Consider the following 18,511-nt stretch of genomic DNA (forward strand, 5'->3'; position numbering starts at 1 on the left):
ACTAGCTCATTTCATTTTCGCATTCCAATATGCGTAGATAAAGTTGACTTCCGGCTGAAGTTCGTTCGTAAAACGGCTTCGCTTCCGTGCCGGATAAAAAGATGAGGCCTGCTGAAGATAGAGACGGGACGGCCCAAAAAGTTGAACAAAGAAAAGACAAACATTATAATTAAATTAAACAAAGAGAGAGATTTTATGGAAAAAAGACTAATGCTGTTTTTGGCCGGCCTATTCTTGAGTTTTGGAGTGGCTTTGGCACAAACACAAATTTCCGGAACTGTTGTCTCAAGTGAAGATGGTGAGCCCGTTATTGGGGCTTCTATCCGGGTCGTAGGTACCAATACGGGTACGATGACCGATGCAAATGGACGGTTTACACTGTCTGCACCGGCCGGCTCGCGCTTGGAGATTTCTTATATCGGTATGCAAAATAAGACGGTCAAGGCAGCTTCGAAGATGAACATCACCTTGGATTCGAATGACAAGACCTTGGACGAAGTGATGGTTGTTGCCTATGGAACGGCCAAGAAATCGTCGTTTACGGGTTCTGCTGCAGTCGTAAAGGCCGAAGATATCGCAAAGGTGCAGACCACGAACGCCGTAGAAGCCTTGCGTGGCAAGGTCTCGGGTGTGCAGATTACACAGGCTTCGGGTCAGCCGGGCACGGCTCCGACGGTTCGTATCCGTGGTATCGGTTCGATTAATGCGGCCCGTTCTCCGCTTTATGTTGTTGACGGAATGCCTTATGATGGTGATATCAACATTATTGCTCCTACGGATATTGAGAGTATGACTGTATTGAAAGAGGCCGCCGCCGCCGCCCTTTATGGTGCACGTGGTGCCAATGGCGTGGTCATCATTACAACGAAAAACGGTCGTTCTGGCAATGCAACCGTCACAGTTGATGCAAAATGGGGTGTGAACTCACGTCAGGTGCCCGACTATAATTATATAAACGACCCTGCAGGTTACTATGAAACATGGTACAAAGGTCTTTATAATTATGCCCGTGATACCTATGGTTACAGTGCAGTACAGGCCAATGCGTTTGCCAATCAGCACTTGACAGCGAGCGACAGTTACGGTCTTAACTACAATGTCTACACTGTTCCGACGGGTCAGAACATGATTGGTATGAACGGAAAGCTCAATCCTAATGCCACTTTAGGCCGCGTCATGACGGGCACGGATGGTGGAAAATACCTCCTGACTCCAGACAATTGGCTCGACAATATCTATCGTCATGCGCTGCGTCAGGAGTACACTGTGACGGGTGCGGGCAGCACCCAGCGGTCTTCTTTCTATGCTTCGGCCAACTATCTGAACATGAAAGGTATCTCCATTGGCTCTGATTATGCGCGTTTCACATCGCGTTTGAAAGCCGACTATCAGTTCAAACCATGGCTGAAGTTTGGTGTCAACATGAACTATGCACACTACAATGCGAATCAATTAGGTTCTGATGGTGAAGCTAATGCCTCCGGTAATGTCTTCACTGCATCAAGAATAGCTCCTATCTATCCGCTATTCATTCGTGATGCCCAAGGCAACAAAATCCGCCATGAGGCTTCGGGTGGCTGGACCTATGACTATGGCGAAAAGAAGAGCCTCCTTGGTTTGGAACGTCCTTATATGGGAGGTAGTAATGCGCTTTCCGATGCATTGGTGAACAAGAACTATAACGAAGGTAACACGTTCAGTGCAACCGGTACGGTGGAAATTAATCTCCCCTTTGACTTCAAGTTCACTTCTACCAACAGCGTCTATGATGATGAATACCGTGCGCAATCAAGCAGGAATCCTTGGTTCGGCCAATATTCTTCTTCAAATGGTATGGCCGATGTAAGCCATGGACGTACTTGGACCTACAACTATCAGCAGTTGCTCAACTGGCATCGTCAGTTCGGCAAGCATGATGTTGAAGCAATGCTCGGGCATGAATACTATCATCGCCGCATAACGACGCTGGCCGGCCACAACAACAACATGTTTACCAACAGCATTGTTGAGTTGAGCTCTGCCGTAACGACCAATGCCATTGCTACTTCGTCCACGTCTGAATACAACACGGAGGGTTTCTTCGGCCGTGCACAGTATAGCTATGACAACAAATATTTCTCTTCACTGTCTTATCGCCGTGATGCTTCGTCTTACTTCGACCCCGACCATCGCTGGGGTAACTTCTGGTCTTTGGGTGGTGCATGGCTCATCTCAAAGGAAAAGTTCTTCCATGTAGGCTGGGTAGACGAACTGAAGCTGAAAGCTTCTTACGGCGAACAGGGAAATGACGACATCGGTTATTACAATTATGTTACTACTTACAGAATTCAGAACTCTAACGGAAAGCTTGCGCTTGCACCGCTTCAGTTGGGTAATGCGAAGATCTCTTGGGAGAAGAACGGCGAGTTCAATGTCGGTGTCGAGTTCTCTTTGCTGAAGAGCCGCCTAACAGGTTCTATCGAGTATTATAACCGCAAGACAACCGATATGCTTTCTTGGTACACCTTGCCGGCATCATTTGGTTTCACGGGTTACTATGACAATATCGGAGACATGCGCAATACGGGTGTCGAATTCGAATTGCAGGGCGACATCATCCGAACCAAGGACCTTACATGGTCGGCCCACCTGAATATGACGGCCAATAAGAACCGTATCATCAGATTGGCTGATGAAAAGAAAAACGCGGTAGTGGACGGAAAGCAAGGTTACCAGAGTGGCAATTACTTCTATGGTGAGAAGCTACCGATGTACACTTGGTATATATACAAGTATGCCGGCGTAGACCAAACTACTGGTGAGGCCCTCTATTATAAAAATGTATATGAGAAAGATGGGAATGGAAAGACCATTTACTACGACGCAAACGGCAATAAGGTCGATCAGTCTACCCATGGTGCACGCCCAAAGGTTGTCGGTCAGGAAACTGTCAAGACAACAGGTGAAGCAGACCTGTATCTTTGTGGCGACCCCAACCCCGATGCATTCGGCGGTTTCGGCACGAACCTTAGCTGGAAAGGCTTTGATTTTGCCGTAGACTTCACTTATCAATTAGGTGGAAAGGCTTACGATAATGGCTATGCAAGTGGAATGAACCTGGACAGAGGCAGTGCGATCCATGCCGATATCCTTGATGCTTGGTCGCCGACCAACAGGAATTCAAGTATTCCCCGTTTGAACTTCAACGATAAATACATGGCTGCACAGAGCGACCGCTTCCTGACTTCGGCTTCTTATCTCAATTTGCAGAACATCACTTTGGGCTATACGTTGCCGAAACCTGTTGTCCGCAACCTCGGCTTGACCAATATCCGTGTCTATGTTACGGGTGATAATGTGTGGTTATTCTCCAAGCGTAAGGGCTTCGACCCACGGCAGAGCGAGAGTGGTTCCATCACGAATGCCTACTATTCGCCAATCCGTTCCATTTCAGGTGGCTTGACAGTAACATTTTAATCATAATAGAAAAGGAAAAGAATATGAAAAAAATCAATCAATATATCTTGGGCTTGGGGCTGCTTGTTTTGTCTCTTTCTGCTTTCACCTCGTGTGAAGAAGAGACGGAGCCGGCTACTTCCTACGCGACGACCAATCAGATGCAACGTTCCTCTGCAGCGACGGAAGCCCTATTGAGTGCTATCCCGTCATCATTGAATACGGTTTGGGATCGTGGTTACCATTATAGCTGGGGCTATGGCTCTATCATGAAAATCAGAGACGTAATGACGGCCGACGAGGCGCTGTCGGAACGTGCTTATAACCAATATGCGCAGTGGATAGAATGCTCTGGTATCGGAAGAGACTATGCCGTGACACAGTTTATTTGGAACTATTTCTACAAGATGGTGCTGACAACCAACAACCTTATCCTCGCCGTAGACCCGGGAACGGCAACCACTCAACAGTTAGGTTATCTTGGGGCAGCCTATGCTTTCCGTGCGATGTTCTATCTGGATATGGCTCGTATGTATGAGTTTTTGCCGAACGAAAAGTTTCCTGACGGCAAGAACAGCGATGGTAACGTAGTTACAAACCTGACTTGTCCTATCGTAAAAGCCGGTATGAGCAAGGAAGATGCTCGCAAGAATCCTCGTGCTACACGTGAAGATATGAAGAAATTCATTGAAGGAGACTTGAATAATGCTGAGCAAAACATTGACAAGCTGACCGACACACGCGATAAAACCCTACCCGACAAGGCCTGTGTCTATGGTTTGAAGGCCCGGCTCTATATGTGGGTCGGGGATTATGCCAAGGCTGAGGAGTATGCAAAGAAGGCCATTGCTGCTGCAAAGGTGACTCCTGTGACTAAAGCTGTTGCCTTGAACCCGACAACAGGTTTCAATACGACCGCTCCTTGGATGTGGGGTTCTAACCAGACTGCAGACGCTGCAACGGTGAAGACAGGTATTCTTAACTGGACCTCATGGATGTCAAACGAAACAACGTTCGGTTATAACGGTGCAGGCGCTGTGCATTGTATGATAGGAAAGGAACTCTATGACCGCATCAGTGATACCGACTGGCGTAAACTTTATTGGAAAGCCCCGGCTTCCAGCCCTTTGGCCGGCCAAGTTCCCTACTTAAAGGCTTCTTACAAGACAGCACTATCCACCTATGCTTCCATTAAGTTCCGTCCGGGTCAAGGTAATGACGGCGAGTCTTCCGTTGCTGCGGCCTGTGCCTATCCTTTGATGCGCGTCGAAGAGATGTATTTCATCGAAGCCGAGGCTGCGGCCCAGCAGAATAAGCTTGCCGATGCAAAGACGGTTTTGAACAATATCATGCAGACACGTGATGCAAACTACAATTGCCTACTCACGGACAAAGATGCTATTATTGAAGAGATCGTCTTCCAGAAGCGCGTAGAACTTTGGGGTGAAGGACAGAGTTTCTTCGATATCAAACGTCTGAACTACTCTGTCAAACGTGGTTACGCAGGCACAAACTTCTATGAACTCGGTCGTTACAACACCAACGGGCGGCCGGCTTGGATGAACCTCTGTATTGTTATAACCGAGGAAAACAATAACAGTGCGGTCAAAGGCTATAACAATCCTGACCCCTCGAGTCGTTATACTCCGGTAATTAAATAAGTATTTCATAAAGGAAAAGGAAATGAAAAAGATGCTGAAATATTCATTCGCAGTATTGCTCGGCTTGTGTATTGCAAGCTTAAGCGCCTGCTCAGACGATTATAAGTATGAACCGGCACCATCTGATACAGGTGGCAACGCATACTTGGTTGCACCAAAGTCTGATACTGTTAAGTTTACTGAAGATGAGGCTCAAAAGCTCATTGTGCGCGTGGCTCGTGCCAACTCAGCCGGGACACAGACGATTGCCTTGTCAAGTGATAATAAACTCTTCAATGCACCGACCGATGTGAAATTTGCTGCCGGAGAAAAGGCCAAGGACGTTGAAGTAACTTTCAATATGCCCGCAGGAAAATCAGAAAAGGTAAATATTGCCGTGGCCTCAAAAGACGCCTTTATCTATGGTCTGCCGGAGATAACCTATAATATTATCCGCTACAAGACCCATAAAGTAACGGTTGCTTTGGGTATGTTTGGTAAACAGCCAAACCTGATTGTGCACTCATACAGTACCAACTATGTACTGTTGGCTGACGCGAAAAACGGTTACGACTACGACATCAAGTTTACGATTGACGAGAAAGGCGTGGTGACCGTTCCGGCTCAATCCGCTTGGGAGCATTCAAAATATGGAAAGGTTTGGGTGTGTGGCAATGAAAAAGACGATGCGAAGGTCACTGCAGACGGTGTCAATGGCTCCGGTATTGCTGGAACCTACGATAAGAGTACAAAGATGGCCACGCTGAAGTTGATACATGCCGTGCCCAATTTGGGAGCGTTCGGCACCAAGACCGACTATATCTTATTCCCGTAGATGCAAAATCCTCTGATATAACGAAAGACCGGACAGGCTTGTCTTGTCCGGTTCTTTTTTATATGTAAAAAGTTTTATTTCGTTTCTATCAAACAACACACCAATTCTAATGAGAAAGTTTTTACTCTTATCTTCTCTTTTCTTGCTGTCGGTGGGGATTCAGGCTGCCGACCGCAGTTTGTTACAGAAGCGTCAGGCCGCATTGCAGGCACTGCGTGGTCCTGAATCCCCGGCGCAGACACGTACAACCTGTCTGACTGCCGACCTGAAAGTCCTATCCGAGAACAAGGTGCTGACCGTCATGGGATCAGAGGCAGGCTTTGCCATCATTGCCAACGATGATGTTTTCCCTGCAGTCATCGGATATTCCAAGGACTCCTATAATGCAGAGAACAATACATCTTTGCGTTGGTTCGTCAATGCGGCGACCGCTTCGATGAGCAATTACCTTGCAGAAGGGAAGAAATATGCCCCAGTCATTCCTACCGGAACATTCAAAACAGCGGTGAGTCCGATTGTGAAGACCGTGTGGAGCCAGTCGAAGCCCTATAACAACGACTGCCCACATTTGTCGGGAACGACACCTTATCCCACGGGTTGCGTGGCAACGGCATTGTCACAGATTATGAAGCACTACAATTATCCGGCCAAAGGTATCGGTAAAGGCACGTTGAGCGTCGTGGTCAACGGTAGCAGTACGATTATCTCGGCCGACTTTGGCAACACCACCTACGATTGGAAGAACATGCTCAATGACTATGACGCGGTAACTTATAATTCCGTGCAGGCCAAAGCTGTCTCAACGCTGATGGTGCAATGTGGCATTGCCGTCAGTATGGAATATACGCCGAGCGGATCGGGAGCCTATTCCAACGAGGCCCGCCATGGTCTGATCAAGAACTTCGGCTATAATGCCGGTATCAATCTGCTTTATCGCAATTATTATTCCACATTGCAGTGGATGACCATCATCTATAAGGAACTGAACGCCGGTCGACCGTTGTATTATACGGGTTCGGACAAGACCGAAGGTGGGCATGCCTTTGTGATTGACGGTTATAACGAACAGGGCTTCGTCCATGTGAACTGGGGTTGGGGTGCCAAAGGAGGCAACGGCTATTACGACATTGCGCTGTTGAATCCACAGGGTTATTCCTTCAAAGAGGGGCAGGACATGCTCGTGGGCGTCTCCCCAGACAAGGTAATGGACTATCATTCACATATTATTAGCGATGAGAGATTCTCTGCGATGAAGTTCGGACCGATGTTGAACGTCAATGCCGGAACCATGTACAACTTGACCGGCGAGAGCTTCACGGGCGAGGTTGCCATCGTGCTTCAGAACAACACGACGACAAAGGTGTTGAAGAAAAACTTTGTCGCAAGAGTTGCCAATCTCCACTCCGTAGGCGAGCTCAGTGATATGATTACGTTGCCGACGGGACTTGCTGACGGAACCTACCGACTGTTTGTCGGTACGAAGTCCGCCGAGTATCATGAGACGGAATGGCAACTCGTGCGCCGGGCGAAAGGAGCTGCCAATAGCTACAAGGTTGTCATTGCAGGCGGTGCTCTCCAAAGTATCGATGGCGGTACAGGCGACGATGGTTGGACGACTACAGGCATTAATGCGGTCAAGGTAGCCGATGCTTCTGCGCCCGTCACCGTCTACGACCTGCAAGGGCACCGGCTACTCAGCGTTCCCGCAGCTCAATTCAACGCGGACGCACTCCCGGTGCATGGCGTGTTCATCGTTAAGCAAGGTGACAAAAGTCATAAGATTGTGAGATAAGCACCTGAAAGAAGCATTTTCAAACACAAGCCCTCGTTACACTGCAACGGGGGTTTTTCATTTCTGTGGCTACCAATAGATGTGCTTTTCAACAAGAATAAAGATTTTTTATAATCGTGAATTTCCAACGAATTTGCAGGAAATTGGAATTTCTTCCTTTGTAATTCGTTGATAATTACGTATGTAAGCGTTTCAATATCGCTTATATCATAATTTTATTTCATTGCTATTTCTCTGCCGTTCCGGTTAATGGAACTCCCTGGAACCTCGCCTTGGAATCATAAACTTGCCACTTTTGCATCGCAAACTTGTGGTTTACGACCGGTTAACTTATGGTTTTCCGATTGCAGTGCCACAGTTTTGTCTCCAAAAGATAAAAAGAGAGCGTTAGGAATGGAAGCAAGAAAGTAAGTTTGTGGCACCTTTTCCTTGCATTATTGTTGTATAAATCCGCAATTTTCGTGTTATTTGAAATAAATACCACGGTATTTGCATTAAAATGAAAGTTTTTTACCCAAAAAAGCTTGCATATCAATTATACATTTCTTAACTTTGCATTCGATATTTTCAATCATAAGCAAGTCGTATCGGTGCTTGGTGGCAGTCGGACGGCTGATGTAATTTACAAATTTTAAAGAGAGAGATTTATGGAGAAGAGACTTTTGATGTTTCTTGCCGGTCTGTTCCTAAGCGTCGGAGCAGCCGTTGCACAGATGCAAGTGACGGGAACCGTGGTTTCGAGCGAAGATGGCGAGCCCATTGTCGGTGCTTCGGTCATGGTGGCCGGAACAAAGACGGGCACGTCGACCGATGTCGATGGTAAGTTCGGCTTAAGTGTACAAGCAGGCAGCAAGCTCGTGGTGACTTATCTGGGCATGCGACCGAAGACGGTCACGGCATTGGGTAACATGAAAATCAAATTAGACCCAGACAACCGTGTGCTCGACGAGGTAGTCGTTACGGCTATGGGCATCACACGCGAGAAGAAGGCCCTCGGTTATGCCTCGCAAGTGCTCGATGCCAAGGACTTGAACACGTCGGGAACATCGTCATTGGCCAGTGCCATGCAGGGAAAGCTGACGGGTGTTGACATTCGTACCTCTTCAGGAGCACCGGGTGCGTCGGCCCAAATCGTCATTCGCGGGGCGCGTTCCTTCGATGGTAACAACACACCGCTCTACGTTGTTGATGGCATGCCGATTTCTTCTACGCCCGATTTTGACACGGAAGACTCTGTCAAGGGGGCCGATAACGCCAGCCGAACGATTGACTTGAACCCCGATGACATTGCAAGTATCAACGTGTTAAAGGGACAGGCGGCATCAGCTCTCTATGGTATTCGTGCTTCGAACGGCGTGATTTTGATTACTACGAAGCGGGGTAGCAAGGCATCGGCCAAGCCCATCATCACGTTTTCGACCGATTTGAGCGCGCAAACTGTCAGCCGCAAGTTCGAACGGCAGACAGTTTACGCCCAAGGTGCAGACGGAACGAACTACAATCCGAATAACTCCATGTCGTGGGGTCCGAAGATAGCCGACCTACCCAACGACCCTAAATACGGCGGAAACGTCAACAACACATACACCAACGGCGACCTCACATCACATGCCGGCATGTATTACAACCCGAAGTATGCAGCGGCCGGTCTGAGTGGCTGGGCCAAGCCCGAGACCCATGATAACGTGGGCGACTTCTTCAGGACAGGTTTCACCCAAAACTCCACTTTCAACATCTCGCAACGCAAGAACGATGTGAGCTATTCGTTCAGCATCAGCGATACATATCAGAACGGTATCATCCCTTCGACGGGCATGACGCGGACCGGTGCACGCGGTGCTGTGGATTGGAAAGTGGACGATAGGTGGAAGGCTGGCTTTTCTGCCAACTATAGCTCCGTGAAAGTGAAGGCTGCACCGGGTGCCAACAGCGGCATCATCAATGTGGTTTATTCCGCTCCGGCCGAATACGACCTCAAAGGCACGCCCTATCACGCGCTGGGAAAGCCCACTTCGCAAATCCTCTTCCGCAACACGAGCTTCAATAATCCCTATTGGTGGGCGGCCAACGACGAATTCTCGCAGCACACGAACCGCGTCTTTGGCAATGCCTATGCGGAATTTACCCCGAAACTGAACTGGGGCGACCGCTACCACCTTGTTTTTCGCGAGCAAGCCGGGCTCGACACATACACCAGTAACAATGCCACTGTTGCCGAACTTGGCTCTGCTTACAACACAAAAGGCGAGGTGGAGAACTACGGAAAACAGAACAACATCTTCAATAACCTGCTCACTGCCAACTTCACGGCTAAGTGGGGAGCCGACAGGGAGTGGGATTTTGGGTTGGTACTTGGCAACGAGTTCAATCACGAATACCGTCGCATTTGGGACTACGACGGCTCCGGTCTGGCCTTTTATGGGCAACCCACCATCGCCAACACGGCCTCGGTAGACGCTCATGAGGAGTATCATGAGCAGGAACGCACTGTGGGTTTCTTCGGTCAGGCGTCGCTCTCGTGGCAAGATATGCTCTATCTGACCGTCACGGGCCGCAACGACATGATCTCATCCATGCCGCGTGGCAACCGTTCGTTCTTCTATCCGTCGGTCTCTTTGGGCTGGATATTCACCGAACTTCCACCGCTAAAAGAGCATCCGCTGCTTTCTTACGGTAAACTCCGCCTGTCTTATGCACAAGTGGGCCAGGCCGGTCGGTTCTATAACAACTATATGTATGTCCCGGCCTATGGTAGTGGCATGTATATCTACACGCCGATAAGCTATCCTCTTGGTGGTGCAAGGGGCTATGCGCCCTATTATGTGAAGTTCGATGAGAACCTCAAGCCACAGAACACGTCGAACTGGGAGACAGGTATCGACCTTGCACTCTTCAAAAGCCGTGTGAAACTGGAATATACGCTGAGCTATCAAGACGTGAAGGACCAGATTTTCGACGTCCCGACCGCAGGCTCAAGCGGCTATCAGGCTCTCCGTACCAATGCCGGCCGCATGACGACATGGTCACATGAGTTCACTTTGAACGCAACACTCCTCGACCATGCCGACTACAGCCTTGACTTCGGTCTCAACTTCACGAAGGTGACCAACAAAGTGAAGGAACTTGCCCACGGTGTTGAGAGCATCATGCTCGGTGGTTTCGTTGAACCGCAGATTCGTGCACAGGCGGGTTACACCTATCCCAACATTTATGGCAAGGCTTTCAAGCGCACGAAAGACGGCAGTCTGCTGCTCCGTAATGGTCTTCCGCAGGCCACTTCCGCCAGTGTCAACCTTGGTGAGTGTGCGCCCGACTTCAACATGGGCTTCAATCTCCATGCCCGCTACAAGCGATTGTCGCTCGCTGCCACGCTTGATTGGCAGAAAGGCGGTTGCATGTACAATGGAACACTGCTCACGATGAACTTCTTCGGCGTGACGAAAGCATCGCTCGACTATCACGAAGGCACGATGGTTGCCGAGGGAATCGACGAAGCCACGGGAAAGAAGAACACCGTTAAGGTGAGCAAACAGGATTATTATCAGGCCTATAATGACGTGACCGAGGCCGGAATCTACGACACCAGCTATCTCAAGTTGCGCGATGTCACCTTGACGTATCAGCTGCCTAAGTTCGCAGGCATCGACCTTTCGGTCTACGGTTTCGCCCGCAATGTGCTCGTATGGGCCAAGATGCCCGACCTCGATCCCGAGAGTTCACAAGGCAACGGCAACATGAGCGGCTACTTCGAACGCTACTCTGTGCCCAGCACTTCAAGCTTCGGCGGTGGCTTTAAGCTCACTTTCTAAACGTATATCAACAGTTATCAACGCAAAGCGTACAATTATGAAAACAAAATATCTATTCGGTGCCATCGCATTCTCATTGGCTTTCGCCTCTTGTTCAGAGGATATGATGGACCGTATCAACAGGGATGAGGCCCACCCCGGCATCAATCTTAACGCCCGACTTCAGCTGACCGAGACCGAAGTCTCAACGGTCTACTCCACGCTCTGTGGCAATTATGCGTGGTATGTGTCCTCTTTTACCGAGCAACTCTTTGGCACCGGAAACAACCAACTGCGCCAAGTTGAGGCCCGGAACACCTCGGAAGTGGCCGGAAGTCCGGTCTTTGAGAACGACTGGAACAGCACTTATCTCAACCTTCATAACCTCTCTCTGCTTCGAAACAAGTGTCAGGAAGGCGGTGTCAACGCAGGGGAATACGCCCTTTTAGGCATGGCTCAGACGCTTGAAGCCTTGAACTGGGCCACGCTGACCGACCTCCATGGCGACATTCCCTATAAGGAATGCTTCGTAAAGTCGGCTCCGAAGATCGACAAGCAAAAGGAAATCTATGCGCGTGTGTTTGAACTTTTGGATAGTGCTCAAATCAATTTGGCCCGCGGGACCGATGATGTCAGCGACAATGATATTCTTTATAAAGGTAAAACTGACCAATGGTTGGCCTTCGTCCACGCCCTGAAAGCCCGCTATTTGCTGCGCACCTATGGCACGAACAAGACCAATGCGCAACTCCAGAAAGTCATCACTGAGGCACAGGCTGCCCTCGATGGCGGCTTCACGGGCTGCGAACTGGCTGTGTTCAACGGTCAAACGGCCGACAATTCTTGGTATGCCTACGCGCAAAGCCGTGAGTACACGGGTTGCTCTTCGACCGTAGAGAAGCTGCTAAGCGACCGCAACGACCCGCGCGAACCCATCTATAACTACAACAAATGGGGCAACAACGTTGTGGCAAATCCCGGAGATGACGCGATGGCCTCCGAAACGGAGTACGTCAATTGGCCTGCCTATTTGGAAAATGGTGCCGCACCTTTGCATGTGCTCAGCCTTTCCGAGCTCCACTTTGTCCTTGCCGAAGCCAAGGCACGCTTGGGACTTGACGCTACGACAAACTTCGAATCAGGGGTCAAAGCGTCTGTCAAAGACTTCTATCAGACTGGCGGAAGCGTCATCGACAAGACAATATCCGACAGCGAAATCGCTGCCTATCTCGCGGCAATCGGCCCACGTTACACCGCAAACCCACTGAAAGAAATCCTCATTCAGAAGTATATTGCGCAGTCACGTGACGAACAATTGGAGACCTATAACGATATTCGTCGCTGCCGTTTCATCGATGGTAGCTATCCCGTAAGCCTGACTAACCCCAACAATACTGCTGGAAGTGCCAACCGTTGGCCGCTTTGTTTGCCCTATGGTAACAGCGATGTGGTTTCCAATCCCAATGTCGCCAAAGCGTTCGGTTCGGGCAATGACGCCGGAATGTACGTCTATACGCAACCCGTTTGGTGGGCCGGTGGCAACTAATAGGCTGCCAATGCAGTATAAGTATGGCACCCCTTTTTCATGTTTTAGTTGACAGTTGACGAGTAAACGGGTGAACAAGTGGTTGTTGCGTGGCATATAGGGACGCACGGCTCGTGCGTCCGCTTAAATGGGCTTGTTTATAGTCCGATTACTACCCACTTGTCAACTTGTTTACTTGTCCACTTATCCACTTACTCTGCTTGAGCGGACGCACGAACCGTGCGTCCCTACATTCCCATCGTAATCACATCACATTTTAAAATGGGCCATTTCACCGTGCAACATCAGCCATTTTACACGATGAAATGGCCCATTTTGCACGCTAAAATGGCTGATATTGAAACGCAAGTCATAAGCTGTTGATTATCAATATCGCCGATACTCCGAACCGCTCGAATGCATGTAGGGACGCACGGTCCGTGCGTCCGCTCCGTTTCTCAGTTGACAGTTAGCGAGTAAACGGGTGAACAAGGTGATTGTTGCGTGTTGAACGGACGCACGAGCCGTGCGTCCCTACATGCCTATCATGGCTGGATTGATGCGTAAATTGAGTGATGGGGTGAGCTGCTTGAATGTATGTAGGGACGCACGGCTCGTGCGTCCGCCCCGATAGTCTTGCCTATTTCGCTTTTAATCAGCTTGAGTGGACGCACGAATCGTACGTCCCGGCATGCCCATTTCGGCAATATTATGCCAAAAAATGGGCCATTTCATCGTATAATTGGGGTGATGTCCGGTTACAAAATGGGCTGGAACAAATTGTGAAAGCAAAAGGTCAGGCGAGGCTTCTCCTCTACCTGACCTGCCGATAACTTGTTGCCAAGGCACAAGTAATCATAAAGTTCAATGTTCAATCTTCAAACTTCAAAGGCCCAAACATCAAAGTTCAACGTCGAACCTTGCCCCTGCTACGATCCAAACGCCGGGTTGTTTCACGTTGCCCACGTCCACATAATCGCGGTCGAGCAGGTTGTTTCCGGCAAGATAAACGTTCCATTTCGGCGCATTCCACGACAGTTTGGCGTCCAATATGCCGTAGGAGCCGTAGCGATGCAGCTTGCCCGCGGGGTCTTTGTAGCTGCCCATGCGATGCTGAAAACGGTAGTCCACGCCCAAATCAAGCCGCTTCCAAAGGTTCAATTGCAGGTTTCCAACGACCTTATTCTTGAGATATTCCAGTGCATAAAGGCTGTGAATGCCGGCAAATTCCTTGTGATGTTGCTGAATGAAACAATAGCTGATGCCCAACGTTTTCAACAGTTTTTGCGTGGGAAGAAGCTGCCGGAAGTCAGCATTCAAGGCCATTTCCGTGCCCCAAGCATCAATTGTTCCGAAGTTAACCGACTTCCACACCACGGCTCCTCCAGCGTCTTTCTCGCCGTCGTCAATCCAATCTATCAGGTTGGTGTAGTGATTATAGAAGCCACTAAGGCTACCCGAAAGTCCATGTTTGGCATATTTCATGCCCAATTCCACGGCAGAAAGCTCTTCTGGTTTCAGGTTTGGGTCGGCCTTATGCCCCCCGACAGAGTAGAAAAGTTCGGTGATTGACGGCATACGCAACGACGTATTGTAACTTGCATAGAGCTTCCATGCGTCGCCAAAGCGGTAACTTGCGTTCACACTCGGATAGACTTTCATGTGCATTTCGGCCCAACTGTTCTTCACAGCCACCAAACCTGCCGACATTGTAAGGCCACCAATGAGCAGGTTATGCTCTAAGATGAACTGCAAGTTCGTGCGGTTCACTCCCACTTTATACATGACATTATCGGTGCCGCTCACGTGTTTCGGGTGCGAAAGCGGGGTGCCGAGGTTCGTACTCACAAGGTCTTCGTTGCGCAATTCGGCCCCGAATGCGGTGCGACCCAAGGTCCAATCGAAGTACGAATTGAGGTTTATTCCATAGCAATCTGTGCGATGATAGTTGAAAGGATAGCTGCCCGGGCGACCCCTAAACAGCTCAAAACGGTCGTAATTATGGTTCCAATAAACGGCCGGTTTCCACTTAATTACACCGCGTTTTGTCTCACCTTGCACGGCCGTATAGGTCTTAAAGGTATGCTCAAACTGGTCATCATACTTGGCACTATAGTTGGTACTCGACCCGAAATCCTTGTTACTTAGCCCCGCATGCCAGCTGACAAGCACGTCGTCATCAGTGTAATTGCCTTGATAAAAAGCCTTTTCAGCACGGAAATCTGTGTTCAGTCCGCCCGCTTTATTGCGGTTATAGCCGTCGCTTCTGGTGAAAGAAGCCGACAATTGATGGTTCCATTTGCCACTAACGGCATTGATTCTGCCTCCCGAACGCACATAACCGAAGCTTCCTGTTTCAGCGTAAACGGAGAGGCTCGGCAGCCGTTTCGGTCGCGTAACGATGTTGATTGCACCCAGCATCGAGGCTGTTCCATAGACCGATCCGGCTGGTCCTTCGAGCACTTCTATGCGTTCTATCTCGCTGATGTCAACAGGGAAGTCAGCCACGTTGTGTGCCGTTTGCGGGTCACCGATGTTGATTCCGTTCAGCAAAAAGGTGATTTGCTCGTGGTTTCCGCCCCGGATTGTCACGTCGGTCTGCGCACCTATCGGGCCACGTTGGCGCACATCGACTCCCACAATCCGCTTCAGCAGGTCGTTAACACTTTGTACCGGCGCCGCTTGAATGTCCTCACGGCTCAGTACAGTAACCATTCTCGCTTGCTGACGTTGCGTCAGCGGCGCCCTCGACCCGGTGACATTGACCTCGTCGAGCACATACTCTTTCTCGTTAAAATGTGCAGAGTCGAGCTTAGTAACGTCGGTACTGATGCCTTCGGCCTTCGCATAAGTGAGCGAAGCCACGCTCAATGTACCGACAATCACTTCCTTTCCCAAGCACGAAAAGAGTGCGTAGCCCTTGTTTACGAACTGCGTAAACCGGATACTACGGCGCTTGTTGAAAATTGTTTTGTACATAAATAATTATAATTTCAGCGTTTGCAAAAGTGCAAAACGATTGCAAAGATAGGGAAAAAATGGGAAATGAGAAATGAGAAGTGTGGAATTTAGGGAATGAAAAAAGAGAGATGAGGAGGGAAACCCGTGTGGAATGAAGTGCGAGAACCGGAGATTTGCCAAAGCTTATAAGTAATATTACAAATCAATTAATAAAAGAAATGTTTTGTGTTAATATGTTAAAGTTCTTGTGTTTCAGGTATTTTTTTCGTTGCATGTTGCCGAAATTAAGTAATATTGCACGAATATGAAAAGACAACCGATAGCATGAAGGTTAACCAACTTCATTGAAAAACATACAGGGACACGGATTTTCGTTCGCAAACAGCACCATCAACTGATGGACAGTGGGCCGAATAGGAAGTCAAGAAAAGCCGACGGGCAACCCGAAATACACGATCATACATCATATAAACCATAAACAAAACTCAAAACCATGAACAAGAAATTGATTTTGCTGGCCCTTTTGGCAGTTTGTTCGATTGGAAGTGCCGTGGGAAAATCCTACAGATTGAACTCTCCGGACAAGAACATTACCGTCGAGGTTGACGTCGATGGAAAAATACATTACGCTGTAAGCTATAAGAACCAGCCGTTGATCAACAGCTCTCAGATAGCCATGACAAACCGAATGACCAAGGACTTCGGCAATGGAGAGCGCATCAAGAACGTTAAAAAGGCGTTTCATGATGGCACTGTCAATGCGGTATTTTACAAAAAGGCCACCATCGAAGACAAGTATTGGGAACTTACCCTCGGATTCGACAACTATAACCTTGTTTTCAGGGCTTATAACCAAGGCGTTGCCTATCGTTTCGAGGCCAAATGCAAGAATACTTTCCAAGTAGTCAATGAGATTGCGACCTTTAATTTTGCAAAAGACCTGCCATCTTACGTTCCTTATGTCCGTGAAAAGGGAACCTTTGCCGAGCAATTCGCCAATTCGTTCGAGAACACCTATACGCATGGACCGCTTTCCGGCCTGAATAAGGACCGACTTATCTTTCTTCCGATTCTGGTAGAGGCCGAAAACGGAGTCAAAGTGGCCATCACGGAATCCGACCTGAACGATTATCCGGGCATGTATCTCAATCCTGAAGCCCCCAAGTCAACGACATTGAAAGGCATTTTTGCCCCTTATCCCAAGGAAACCGTACAAGGCGGCACCTTCAACTTGGAGATGTTGGTGCGCTCTACCGAGGACTATATCGCCCAATCTGCCAAAGATGCCACGTTTCCATGGCGGATTATCTCCATCGCAGAAAACGAGAATGAGTTGCTGAATGACGATTTGGTCTATCTGTTGGCTGCGCCTTCGCGCATCAAAGACACTGCTTGGATCAAGCCAGGAAAGGTAGCTTGGGACTGGTGGAACGATTGGGGACTTTACAATGTGGGCTTCAAAGCGGGCATAAACACCCAAACTTACAAGGCATATATTGATTTTGCGAGCAAGTATGGTTTGGAGTATGTCATCATGGACGCTGGTTGGGCTGTGAAGAATAAGGCAGATTTGTTCCAGATAGTGCCCGAAATCGATTTGAAAGCAATTGTGAACTACGCCGAACAAAAGCATGTCGGCATCATCTTATGGGCCGGTTACTATGCCTTCGAGCGGGATATGGAGAAGGCATGTCGCTATTTCTCTGAGCTTGGTGTGAAAGGATTCAAGATTGATTACCTGAACCGTGACGACCAACAGATGGTGAATTTCGCATATAGGGCAGCGGAAATGACGGCCAAGTATCATTTGTTAGTAGACTTCCATGGCATTTATAAGCCCACCGGATTGAACAGAACGTTCCCCAATGTGGTTAATTTCGAGGGCGTGGCCGGGCAGGAACAGACCAAATGGTCGCCCATTTCGAAATACGACCAAGTGAACTATGATGTCACGGTGCCCTATATCAGAATGCTGGCAGGCCAAATGGACTACACGCAAGGAGCCATGTTGAACGGAACAAAGAAGACCTATTATCCCTCAAACAGCAATCCGATGAGCCAAGGTACGCGTGCTCATCAGCTGGGCATGTATGTTGTCTTCTTCTCGCCATTGAACATGCTCTGCGATAGCCCTACCCATTATGAGCAAGAAGCTGAATGTACTCGCTTTATTTCGAGTATTCCGACAGTCTGGGACGAGACGTTGCCACTCGAAGGTAAGGTCGGTGAATATGTCATCATGGCCCGACGGAAAGGCAATTCATGGTATGTCGGCGGACTGAACAACTGGAAAGAGCGCACTGTCAGGCTGCAACTCGGTCGGCTTCATGCTGCCGGTAGGAAAGCAGAAATCTATTATGACGGTCCGAACGCAGAGAAAATGGCGCAAGATTACGCCAAAAAGACCATCTCCATACCTGAAGATGGAACCGTTGAATTGCAGATGGCACCTGGCGGAGGCTTTGCAATAGCCATCTTATAACACTCGTTTTGCATGTCTTTACCGTCTGTTTTTCAATTACCAGACGGTAAAGA

8 protein-coding genes are annotated in these 18,511 nt (G+C 48.9%); 7 read left to right on the forward strand and 1 reads right to left on the reverse strand.

What is annotated here, in order from left to right:
* Positions 1 to 195 precede the first annotated feature (195 nt).
* From H164_RS0105710 to H164_RS0105735, 6 genes are all read left to right on the forward strand, one after another.
* Positions 196 to 3,456 (forward strand): SusC/RagA family TonB-linked outer membrane protein, encoded by a 3,261-nt coding sequence (locus H164_RS0105710; RefSeq protein WP_025829659.1) that lies wholly within the window; start codon positions 196 to 198, stop codon positions 3,454 to 3,456.
* Positions 3,457 to 3,479: 23 nt separating this feature from the next.
* Positions 3,480 to 5,096: a RagB/SusD family nutrient uptake outer membrane protein gene (locus tag H164_RS0105715; protein ID WP_019967733.1), complete on the forward strand. Its 1,617-nt coding sequence runs from the start codon at positions 3,480 to 3,482 to the stop codon at positions 5,094 to 5,096.
* A 22-nt stretch (positions 5,097 to 5,118) separates the two neighbouring features.
* Entirely contained in the window at positions 5,119 to 5,910 is a 792-nt protein-coding gene (locus H164_RS0105720; protein WP_019967734.1) for a hypothetical protein, read from the forward strand.
* Positions 5,911 to 6,019: 109 nt separating this feature from the next.
* Positions 6,020 to 7,702 carry a C10 family peptidase gene (locus tag H164_RS0105725; RefSeq protein WP_025829661.1) on the forward strand — a complete coding sequence of 561 codons (1,683 nt, stop codon included), beginning with the start codon at positions 6,020 to 6,022 and terminating at the stop codon, positions 7,700 to 7,702.
* 647 nt (positions 7,703 to 8,349) lie between these two features.
* A complete protein-coding gene (locus H164_RS0105730) occupies positions 8,350 to 11,511 on the forward strand; it encodes a SusC/RagA family TonB-linked outer membrane protein (protein WP_019967736.1) in 3,162 nt (1,053 codons plus the stop codon).
* Between the two features lie 37 nt (positions 11,512 to 11,548).
* On the forward strand, positions 11,549 to 13,036 hold the full coding sequence (locus H164_RS0105735; protein WP_025829662.1) for a SusD/RagB family nutrient-binding outer membrane lipoprotein: 1,488 nt from the start codon (positions 11,549 to 11,551) through the stop codon (positions 13,034 to 13,036).
* Between the two features lie 879 nt (positions 13,037 to 13,915).
* On the opposite strand, the gene H164_RS0105740 is transcribed toward H164_RS0105735, so the two are convergent.
* Positions 13,916 to 15,994, reverse strand: coding sequence for a TonB-dependent receptor plug domain-containing protein (locus tag H164_RS0105740; RefSeq protein WP_019967738.1), 2,079 nt, complete (start codon positions 15,992 to 15,994; stop codon positions 13,916 to 13,918).
* A 475-nt stretch (positions 15,995 to 16,469) separates the two neighbouring features.
* Here H164_RS0105740 and H164_RS0105745 point away from each other — a divergent pair, with 475 nt between their 5' ends.
* Positions 16,470 to 18,458, forward strand: coding sequence for a glycoside hydrolase family 97 protein (locus H164_RS0105745; protein ID WP_019967739.1), 1,989 nt, complete (start codon positions 16,470 to 16,472; stop codon positions 18,456 to 18,458).
* Positions 18,459 to 18,511: the final 53 nt, after the last annotated feature.

It is taken from the genome of Segatella maculosa DSM 19339 = JCM 15638 (assembly GCF_000382385.1).
GTDB lineage: Bacteria > Bacteroidota > Bacteroidia > Bacteroidales > Bacteroidaceae > Prevotella > Prevotella maculosa.

Excerpts from the sequence above, each read along its gene's own strand:
- H164_RS0105710 (WP_025829659.1), top strand. The coding sequence starts at position 196 with ATGGAAAAAAGACTAATGCTGTTTTTGGCCGGCCTATTCTTGAGTTTT.
- H164_RS0105715 (WP_019967733.1), top strand. The coding sequence starts at position 3,480 with ATGAAAAAAATCAATCAATATATCTTGGGCTTGGGGCTGCTTGTTTTG.
- H164_RS0105720 (WP_019967734.1), top strand. The coding sequence starts at position 5,119 with ATGAAAAAGATGCTGAAATATTCATTCGCAGTATTGCTCGGCTTGTGT.
- H164_RS0105725 (WP_025829661.1), top strand. The coding sequence starts at position 6,020 with ATGAGAAAGTTTTTACTCTTATCTTCTCTTTTCTTGCTGTCGGTGGGG.
- H164_RS0105730 (WP_019967736.1), top strand. The coding sequence starts at position 8,350 with ATGGAGAAGAGACTTTTGATGTTTCTTGCCGGTCTGTTCCTAAGCGTC.
- H164_RS0105735 (WP_025829662.1), top strand. The coding sequence starts at position 11,549 with ATGAAAACAAAATATCTATTCGGTGCCATCGCATTCTCATTGGCTTTC.
- H164_RS0105740 (WP_019967738.1), bottom strand. The coding sequence starts at position 15,994 with ATGTACAAAACAATTTTCAACAAGCGCCGTAGTATCCGGTTTACGCAG.
- H164_RS0105745 (WP_019967739.1), top strand. The coding sequence starts at position 16,470 with ATGAACAAGAAATTGATTTTGCTGGCCCTTTTGGCAGTTTGTTCGATT.